Source organism: Microbacterium sp., from assembly GCF_031178525.1.
Taxonomy (GTDB): domain Bacteria; phylum Actinomycetota; class Actinomycetes; order Actinomycetales; family Microbacteriaceae; genus Microbacterium.
This window is the reverse complement of record NZ_JAPSJA010000309.1, coordinates 1-2756: the sequence shown is the minus strand read 5'-3', so window position 1 is coordinate 2756 and position 2756 is coordinate 1. Positions and strand designations below refer to the sequence as shown.

1 protein-coding gene and 2 pseudogenes are annotated in these 2756 nt (G+C 74.0%); all 3 read left to right on the top strand.

What is annotated here, in order from left to right:
• Positions 1-155, top strand: a pseudogene (locus RIF89_RS13630) (RNA pseudouridine synthase); the annotation flags it as partial.
• A gap of 36 nt (positions 156-191) precedes the next feature.
• Positions 192-764, top strand: coding sequence for a GNAT family N-acetyltransferase (locus RIF89_RS13625; protein WP_309069629.1), 573 nt, complete (start codon positions 192-194; stop codon positions 762-764).
• 105 nt (positions 765-869) lie between these two features.
• A pseudogene (locus tag RIF89_RS13620) lies at positions 870-2756 on the top strand (hypothetical protein); the annotation flags it as partial.

Genomic DNA, 2756 nt, shown 5'->3' with positions numbered 1-2756 from the left:
ATCCCACGCTGTCCGCACGCCTCGGCCTCACACGCCAGTGGCTGCACGCCCACGAGCTGTCATTCGCGCACCCGGCGACGGGGGATTGGGTGACCTTCACGTCCGACTATCCGGCGGACCTGGCGCATGCCCTGGCGGTGCTGCGCGGCGAGTGACTTCCCGACGTCGCAGGTCGGTGGCATCCTTCCCGCATGGCGATCCAGGTTCGGCCCGCGACGGACTTCGAGGGCGTGCGCGTGCTCGTCGGGCCCAAGAACCCCGATGCGAACGTCTGCTGGTGTCTGAGTCACCGGGTGCCGTCGAAGGTCAACTCCTCGCTCGTCGGGCCTGAGCGCGCAGAGTACGTGCGGCGGATGTGCGCGTCCGACCTGCCGCCCGGCGTGCTGGCGTACGACGGCGATGAGCCGGTCGGCTGGGCGGGCGTCGCGCCGCGCGCCGACACCCAGTACGCGCGCAGCAGGAGGATCCCGCACATCGACGACCTCCCGGTCTGGTGCGTGTGGTGCCTGCGCGTGCGCCCGGGGCACCGCGGCAAGGGCATCCTCGACCGGCTGCTCGACGGGGCCGTGGCGTTCGCACGTGAGCGCGGCGCACCCGCGATCGAGGGCTATCCGGTCGACAATCGCGGGGAGAGGGTGGACCAGACGATGGCGTTCGTGGGGTTCCGGGCGCTGTTCGAGCGGGCGGGGTTCGCGAAGGTCGCCGACACCCAGTCGGTGTCCGGAGGCTTCCCCCGTGTGGTGATGAGGCTCGATCTCACCTAGCCGCCGCACGAATCCCGGCGACACGTGTCCCCCCGCGCCCGCATTCGCGTGCGGGCATACCGCGGATGGAAAGATGATTCGCACACACGTGCGGCGGGGGCGGCGATGGGCAGCGAGCAGGTTCCGAGATGGTGGCCGACGACGCCGTACGACTTCGTCGACCCGAGCAAGTGTCCGTCGTGCTTCACGACACTCCTGAACGATCCGAGGTGCCCGACCTGCGGTCTGGCGCTCGGCGATCCGCGTCTCGCGCAGCTGCGCGACATCGGGCACCGCATCCTGGGCGCCGAGCAGCAGCGACAGGCCACGCTCAGCGCGATGCGCGCCGGGGTCGCGGGGGCGCATGCGGCGGCGCCGTCCGCTGCGCCCATCGTGGCTGCGCCCGCCGACGAGCCGCCGTCGCCTGATGCGCGGGACCTCCCGGCGGTGCCGCAGGCACCCGCCGGCATGCTGTCCGATCTGACGGGCGCAGCCCCGGTCGTGCCGGCGTCTCCCGGGCCGGCGACCGTGTCGGCGTCCGGCGCTCCGGTGAACCCGGCGGCGTCGGGGGTGGCCGCGTCGGCCTCGCGCGGTCAGGCAGAGCCTGCCGGACCACCGAGGAGGCCGAGGCGGCGCCTGACCGTGCCCGTGCTCCTGCTGATCGTCGGCGTCAGCCTGGTGTCGGTCGCGGCGATCTTCTTCCTGACGCTCGCCTGGTTCTTCTCCAGCATCGCGGTGCGGGCGCTCATCATCGCCGGCGTCACGCTGGCGACGATGGCGCTGGCGTGGCTCCTGCGGCGCCGCAGCCTCACGGCCGCCGCAGAGGCCATCGCCGTGATCGGCGTCGTGCTGATCGGGCTGGACGTGTGGGCGGTCCGCGCGAACGACCTCTTCGGGGCGGGAGCCCTTCGTCCCGCGGTGTACGCAGGCGCCGGCATCCTGCTCGCGGGTGCCCTCAGTCGCGCGTGGTCCATCGCGTCGAAGCTGCGCGCGCCGGATTTCGCCGCGGTGCTCGCACTGCCGACGGGGCTCGGGCTGCTCGTCGCGGGAGCCGTCGCGGCCGACGCGGCCGCCGCTGTCGTCGCGGGCCTGCTCGGCGCATCGCTGGGCGGACTGGCGCACGTCCTGCCCGCCCCGATGCCGTCTGCGCGTGCGGCGTCGGACGCGGTCGTGGAGCGCACCGTGCTCGCGGTGCTCGGGGTGGCGGCGCTCGCGGGCGCGGCGCTCGCGACGTGGTTCGCGACGCCACAGTCGGTCTGGGGACCGGTCTGGTGGACGCCGGTGATTCTCGTGCTCGCCGGCCTGCACGTGTTCGCGCTGGTGCGTCCCGTACCCGATCCGGTCCTGTACGTGCGGGCGCTGATCGCCGTCGCGGCCGTGACAGGCGCCGTGGCATCGGACGCGGCGGGATGGCAGCTCGCGATCCGGTCGAATGCGCCGTTCACGGGTGCGTTCCTGGCGCCCGTGCTGGCGGCGGCCGTGCCGGTCGCGCTCCTGCGCGTGCCGCGCACCGCAGCTTCGCGTCCCTGGCTGATCCCCGCCCTCGCGGCCGCGGCGGCGGTCGGCGCTCTGAGCACGCTCGGAACCGCATCGGGATGGTTCGAGGAGGGCGGGAGGCGATCGTCAGAGTGGGTTCCGTTCGCCACCGCGGCGTTCTCGGCGACCGGCGACGTCCCGGTCTGGACGTGTGCGGCCGCCGTGGCGATCACGGCGATCCTGCTGCTGGTCCCGACGAGCCTGCATGCCGCCGTCCGGGTGGCGCGGCCGCCCGTGGCCGCGATCCTGCTCCTGCTCGGCGCCCTGGCATCGGGGATCCCGTCCGCCGTCGTGATCGCAGGCGTGGTGATCGCGGTCGGATCCGTGATCGCGCTCGCACGCGCCCGCGGGCACGGGCGTCCGGCGATGCCGGGCTGGCTCGTCGCCGGGGTTCTCGGCGCGGTCGCCGGCTACGCCGCCGGCCATGCCGAGCCATGGCTGTGGCTGCTCGGAGCGGCGACCGCCGTCGGGCTGCCC

Coding starts and splice junctions, on each gene's coding strand:
- RIF89_RS13625 (WP_309069629.1), top strand. CDS start 192: ATGGCGATCCAGGTTCGGCCCGCGACGGACTTCGAGGGCGTGCGCGTG.